The organism is Amycolatopsis rhizosphaerae, assembly GCF_007713715.1.
GTDB lineage: Bacteria > Actinomycetota > Actinomycetes > Mycobacteriales > Pseudonocardiaceae > Amycolatopsis_E > Amycolatopsis_E rhizosphaerae.
Map to the genome: position 1 here is coordinate 1 of NZ_VJWX01000451.1, position 5801 is coordinate 5801.

The window sequence follows — 5801 nt, forward strand, 5'->3', positions numbered from 1 at the left end:
CTCCGGCCCCGTTCGAGCGCTACTTCCTCGGCGACTGGCGCCTCGGTCCGGCACACCTGCCGACCAGGGGCCTCGTCGGCCCGCTGCTGCGCGGCTACCACCGCACGGATGCGCTGTCCCCACGCCAGTTCATCGCCTGCTACTGGGACTACACGGTCAGCGGCTGGCGATACCCGCCGAACGACGGCTTCGAGGACGGACGGACCCGCGTCACCCTCATGACCGGGCAGTACATCGACCGGTTCGGCGCCAACAGCGGGCGGTTCCTGTCGCCCTTCGGTGTGCTCTACAAGAAGCGGGCCCTGCCGCCGAGCAACCTCGACACGATCGACCCCAGGTACCCGAACAACTACCACGTCTTCAGGGTGCTCAAGCCGTTCGACGTTGACGCGGGCGCCGCGGCAGCCTGGTTCGGGCAGCCCGGGGGTGGCCTGCAGTACGTCGTGAACCCGAACTACGTGCCCAATCCGCTCAACCAGCGCGTGGACACGCAGTTCCTGATCGACAATGGTTACCTTCAACCGGTGAACTGATGACGCAGGGCGGGAGAGGGCCGATGAACCGGTACGAACTCGACGCCGCACTCCGCGAAGCAGGGGTACCCGAGGCGGAGTACCTGATCCCCGGTGTCAGCAGCCCGGGCACGCCCCGGCTGGACTCCTACCACGTGCTGCGCGAGACCGGTGACGGCTGGCTCGTGAGCGTGTGGGAGCGGGGCGTCGAGGAGCCGGTGCGGCGGTTCGGCAGCGAGGAAGCCGCCTGCCGCCACCTCTACGAGCACCTCACCCGCCGCGCGCCGGAACCGCCGCCCGGTTCGGCGGAGACCCTCGCCGAACTGGCGGAGCACCGGGAAGAGATCCAGCGGCGGGCCTGGGAGCAGTACCACCGGGCCCGCCGCGACCACGACTGACCCCGGGCGGGCGCCACGAGGGCATTCCGACCAACCGGCGTGCCGCCGCGTTGGGCAGTTCGTCGAAGTGTTTTGCCCCCTTGCGCGGGCTCGTGTCACAAAGACATCGCTGAGCTCGACGAGGAGAGGCGATGTACGGATTGATGCAAGACCGGCCGCTGTCGCTGCCGCACGTGTTCCACCGGGCGGAACGGCTGTTCGGTCACAAGTCCATGGTGACCGCGAGCCCCGCCGGGGAAACCCGCGTCACCTACCGGGAATGGGCGGGGCGCGTCCGCCGCCTGGCCACCGTGCTGGACTCGCTCGGCGTGAGCGCCGAAGCGCGGGTCGGCAGCTTCGCCTGGAACACCCAGCGCCATCTCGAACTCTACTTCGCGGTGCCCTGCACGGGGCGCGTCCTGCACACGGTGAACATCCGCCTGTTCGCCGACCAGATCCGCTACATCGTGGAGCACGCCGCCGACGAGGTGATGTTCGTCGACCGTTCGCTGTTGCCGATCCTGTGGCCGCTGGCGGACGAACTGACCGGGGTGCGGCACTGGGTCGTGATGGACGACGGCGCCGACGCGGAGATCCCCGACGACGAGCGCGTGCACGACTACGAGGAGTTGCTGGCCGCGGCCGAGCCGTTCGCCGGCCGGTTCGAGGTCGCCGACGAGAACACCGCCGCCGCGCTGTGCTATACCTCCGGCACCACGGGCAACCCCAAGGGCGTGCTCTACTCGCACCGCTCGACGGTCCTGCACTCCCTGATCAGCCTCACCGCCGACACGGCGGGCCTCGGCGAGCGGGACACCCTGCTCCCGGTGGTGCCGATGTTCCACGTCAACGCCTGGGGCCTGCCTTCGGCGGCCGTGATGGCCGGGGCCGACCTGGTGTTCCCCGGACCCGCGCTGCAGCCGGCCGCGCTGCTCGGCCTGGTCCAGCGCCACCGGGTCACCATCACCGCCGGGGTGCCGACGATCTGGATGGGTGCCGTCCCGCTGCTGCGCGACTTCGACCTGTCCAGCCTCCGCATGGTCATCGGCGGCGGCTCGGCCGTGCCGCGGGCGCTGTCCGAGGCGTGGCGTGAGCGCATCGGCCTGCCGATCACCCAGGCCTGGGGCATGACCGAGACCAGCCCGATCGCCAGCTTCGGCACCCTCCGCTCCCAGCACGACGGGCTCGACACCGCCGCGCTCGCCGACGTCCGGGCGAGCCAGGGCCAGGTGGTGCCGCTGGTCGACCTGCGCATCGTCGATCCCGAGACCGGGCAGGAGCAGCCGTGGGACGGCAGGTCGGCCGGTGAGCTGCAGGCCGCGGGGCCGTGGATCGCGGCCTCGTACTACGGCAACGAGAGCGGGGCGGGCTCGTTCACCGAGGACGGCTGGCTGCGCACCGGCGACGTGGCCACCCTCGACGAGCACGGCTACCTGCGGCTGGTCGACCGGACGAAGGACCTGGTCAAGTCCGGTGGCGAGTGGATCTCCTCGGTGGAGCTGGAGAACGAGATCATGGCGCACCCCGGCGTGGCCGAGGCGGCGGTGATCGCCAAACCGGACGAGCGGTGGTCGGAACGGCCGGTGGCGTGCGTGGTGCTCGCCGAGGGGGTGCGGCTGGAGGCCGGGGACATCATCGAGCACCTGCGGCCCCGGGTGGCCAAGTGGTGGCTGCCCGACGAGGTGTTCTTCCTGGACGAGGTGCCCAAGACCAGCACCGGGAAGTTCTCGAAGAAGACGCTGCGCGAACGGTTCTACCCCGAGGGGATGCCCCGGTCCCTGGAGGAGCCCGCGCCCGGGGCCTGACCCCGCTGGTACCGCAGCGCCGACAGGGCGAGCGAGACCTGGGACCACGAGCCGGTGTCCGCCAGGTCCAGCCCGGTCAGCCGGTGGATGCGGGCCAGGCGGTTGAGCACGGTGTTGCGGTGGCAGTAGAGCAGGCGGGCCGCCTGCACCGCGGAACCGGCCGAGCGGAGCCAGGCCTCGGCGGTGCCGAGCAGCTCGTCACGCTCGGTGGCCGGGAGCGCGAGCAGCGGCCCGAGGGTCACCTCGATCAGGCGCCCGGCCAGCCGGGGTGAGCTGATCAGCAGCGCGTCCGGCAGGTGCTCGTCCAGCGTGACGACGCCGGTCGTGCCGGGCGGGACGGTGTTCATGGCCAGTTCGGCCAGGCGGCGGCCCTCCGGCACGTCCGGCAACCCGGTCACGGCCGGGGACAGCCCGGTGCGGCCGGAGAGCACCCCGTCGAGCGCGGTGCGGAGGGGTTCGGGATCGCGGTCCCCGGCCGCGGCGATGCCCACGGCCGGCCCGCCGCGGCGGCGCCACACCGTGGGCAGGCCCTGCAGGCGCAGGGTGCGGGTCAGGTGGCGGAGCGTGGCCTGGCGCGACTCCTCGGTCACGATCACCACGAATGGCCCGCCGGTGGGCAGCCCCAACGTCCGGGCCGCTTCGCCGGGCGAACCGGTAAGGCGGCCGTCGAGCGTACCGTCGAGGACCGCGTCGAGCAGCTCCAGCACGCGGCGGTCGGGCTCGCCGAGCAGGTCCTGCTCCACCGACTGGTAGGTGGCCGCCATCTCGGCCGAGAAACCCTCGACCACGCCCCACACCGTGGTGACCGACTCGACGAGGCGCCGCAACTCGTCGGCGTCGTCACTGCCCGCCTGCGCGGCGAAGTCCTCCCACATCACCTGGCCCCCGACCCGCCAGGCGTGCTGCACCCACGGCAGCGGGCACCGCTGCCAGGCACGGCGGGAACCGGTGGAACGCGCCGTTTCGAGCAGGGCGGACGCCGACGGGGCCCCGCGCAGGGTCTTGAGCATGCTGGCCAGGTTGTCGTGGCAGGACCGCCACAGATCGTCCTTGGGGACCGGACCGCGCGGGACGTAGATGTCCTCCCACACCTGGTCCACCAGCCTTTCGGCCAGCTTCGGCAGCCGGGACAGTGACGAGCCGGTGAGTGACCGCAGCAGGGTCGCGTCCGGTGCCTGCCGTGCCTGTTCGCTCATCCACCCGCCTCGGCGTCGTCGCCCGCTTTGGCCGTGGAGTCTAGTTCCCGTCCCCGGAACGGCCGCACCCGATGCCTGGGGTGAGCCGTGAAGGGCCCCTTCACAGTCGATTCGACCGTGAAGGGGCCCTTCACGGCACATCCGGGTCTCCTCAGGCGACCTCGTTGAGCTTGCCGGTCGCCACGTCGAAGACGAAGCCGCGGACCGAATCGGTGTGCGGGATGAACGGGCTGGCCTTGATGCGGGCGACGGACTGGCGGACATCGGCATCGGGGTCGGTGAACGCCTCGGCCGCCCACGGCGGTTTGATCCCGGTCTCATCGTGAATGGCCTGCCGGAATTCCTCGTCGGTGAACGTCAGCATTCCGCAGTCGGTGTGGTGGATGAGAATGATTTCCCGGGTGCCGAGCAGGCGCTGGCTGATGGCGAGTGAGCGGATCTCGTCTTCGGTGATCACTCCGCCGGCATTGCGGATGACGTGCGCCTCCCCTTCCGCGAGGCCGAGCGCGCCGTAGACGTTGAGCCGGGCATCCATGCAGGCCACCACGGCCACGTGCTTGGCAGGCGGCAGGGGGAGCGGGCCGGTGAAGGTCTCGGCGTAGCGAGCGTTGTTGGCGAGCAGTTCGTCGGTGACGGACACGGTTCCTCCAGGACGGATCGGAATTCGGCGGCCACCGGCGGGACTATTTCTTCGCATGCCGAAAGAAATTGTTCCCGGTGGTGATCGTGCGGCCGACCCTAATGCCGGCCGACGGCGAATTCGCGCGATATCACACTCTGGGAAACCACCGGTGGGGTGACGGCCGCCGCTACCGCGAACCGATCGAGTCGAACAGGTGCTGGATGTCGCTGTCGAAGTAGGCGCTGTAGGACAGGTCGGCGGTGTCCCCGCCCTCCTGGTAGCCGCCGATCACGCCGATCACGGTGCCGTACCCGGTCGCGGGGTCCACATCGGTCACCCATGGTCCGCCGCTGGTGCCGTTGGTGAACCCCGGGCAGGCCACCTGTTCCTGGTAGGTGGTGAACTCGCTGCTGGTGCTGTGGCAGACCAGCGGGGCGTCCTGGGAGTCCGGGTATCCGCTGACGGTCACCTCGTGGCTGAAACCGCGGTTGTGGCCCAGTAGGTTCGCGCCCGCCACGCTTTCCACCGATGCCGGGTTTCCGTCCTGATGCACGATGAGGAACGCGAAGTCGAGATCGGGATCGGAATCGGAGGACCAGCCAGCCGGGATCACCGTTTCGGTCACCGTCCACCGGCCCACCGGCTCCGCCCCGTCGTGGTATCCGGGCACGAAGGTCAGATCTTCGCGAACCTCCGCGCCCGAGCCGTCGCTGAGGCAGTGCGCGGCCGTCAGCACCACGTTCCCCGCGGGGCTGTGGATCACGCTGGCGGTGCAGAAGTGGCTGTCCCCGGAGAAAAGGGCACCGACCGCGAGCCCGGCGGGTGGAGCGGGCGCCGGGGTGACGGTCGTGTCGCCGGTGGTCGTCCCGGGGGTGGTCGCGTGCGCGACGGGAGAGCTTTCCGGGACGGTGTTCCCGGTGCTGCCGCCCGCGCTCTCCGCGTTTCCGGTGACCGAACCGCAGGCGGTGCACAGGGCCAGCAGTGCCGAGATCGTGGCCATGCCGGCCGGGGTGAACATCTTGGTCGCCACGGCACCCACATCATCACACCCGGCGCCGGGGCACCATTCGAAAACGCCGTATCCACAGCCGTTTCACAGTCTTGACACCGCATGAGGCAGGGTGGGGTCCGAAGAGGAGCAGTCGCGGCCGCGGGCGTGTCGTGGCGGGGGAGAGGCAGGCGATGGACACACAGGCCGAGACCGGGGCCGAGACCGGGGCGGATACCGGGGTGATCAAGGAGTCACGGCGGGCGCGGCGGCGCCGCACCCGCCGTCCCTGGGTGCGCCG

Annotated in this window: 6 protein-coding genes; 3 read left to right on the top strand and 3 right to left on the bottom strand. The window is 70.7% G+C overall.

Annotated elements, in window-relative coordinates; translation table 11 throughout:
* From FNH05_RS30285 to FNH05_RS30295, 3 genes are all read left to right on the top strand, one after another.
* The coding region (locus FNH05_RS30285; protein WP_144592270.1) for a TNT domain-containing protein at nt 1-533 on the top strand (533 nt) is incomplete at its 5' end.
* Nucleotides 534-556: 23 nt separating this feature from the next.
* The gene (locus tag FNH05_RS30290; protein ID WP_222426750.1) at nt 557-910 is read left to right on the top strand and encodes a hypothetical protein; all 354 of its coding nucleotides are present in this window, start codon (nt 557-559) and stop codon (nt 908-910) included.
* A 131-nt stretch (nt 911-1041) separates the two neighbouring features.
* Nucleotides 1042-2694, top strand: a complete 1653-nt coding sequence (locus FNH05_RS30295; protein ID WP_144592272.1) for a long-chain fatty acid--CoA ligase — start codon at nt 1042-1044, stop codon at nt 2692-2694.
* Here the strand turns inward: FNH05_RS30295 and FNH05_RS30300 are convergent.
* From FNH05_RS30300 to FNH05_RS30310, 3 genes are all read right to left on the bottom strand, one after another.
* Nucleotides 2643-3890 (bottom strand): PucR family transcriptional regulator, encoded by a 1248-nt coding sequence (locus FNH05_RS30300; RefSeq protein WP_186382814.1) that lies wholly within the window; start codon nt 3888-3890, stop codon nt 2643-2645. The genes FNH05_RS30295 and FNH05_RS30300 overlap by 52 nt on opposite strands.
* Before the next feature lie 151 nt (nt 3891-4041).
* The gene (locus tag FNH05_RS30305) at nt 4042-4530 is read right to left on the bottom strand and encodes a beta-class carbonic anhydrase (RefSeq protein WP_144592274.1); all 489 of its coding nucleotides are present in this window, start codon (nt 4528-4530) and stop codon (nt 4042-4044) included.
* A gap of 169 nt (nt 4531-4699) precedes the next feature.
* On the bottom strand, nt 4700-5542 hold the full coding sequence (locus tag FNH05_RS30310) for a trypsin-like serine peptidase (RefSeq protein ID WP_246128021.1): 843 nt from the start codon (nt 5540-5542) through the stop codon (nt 4700-4702).
* Nucleotides 5543-5801: the final 259 nt, after the last annotated feature.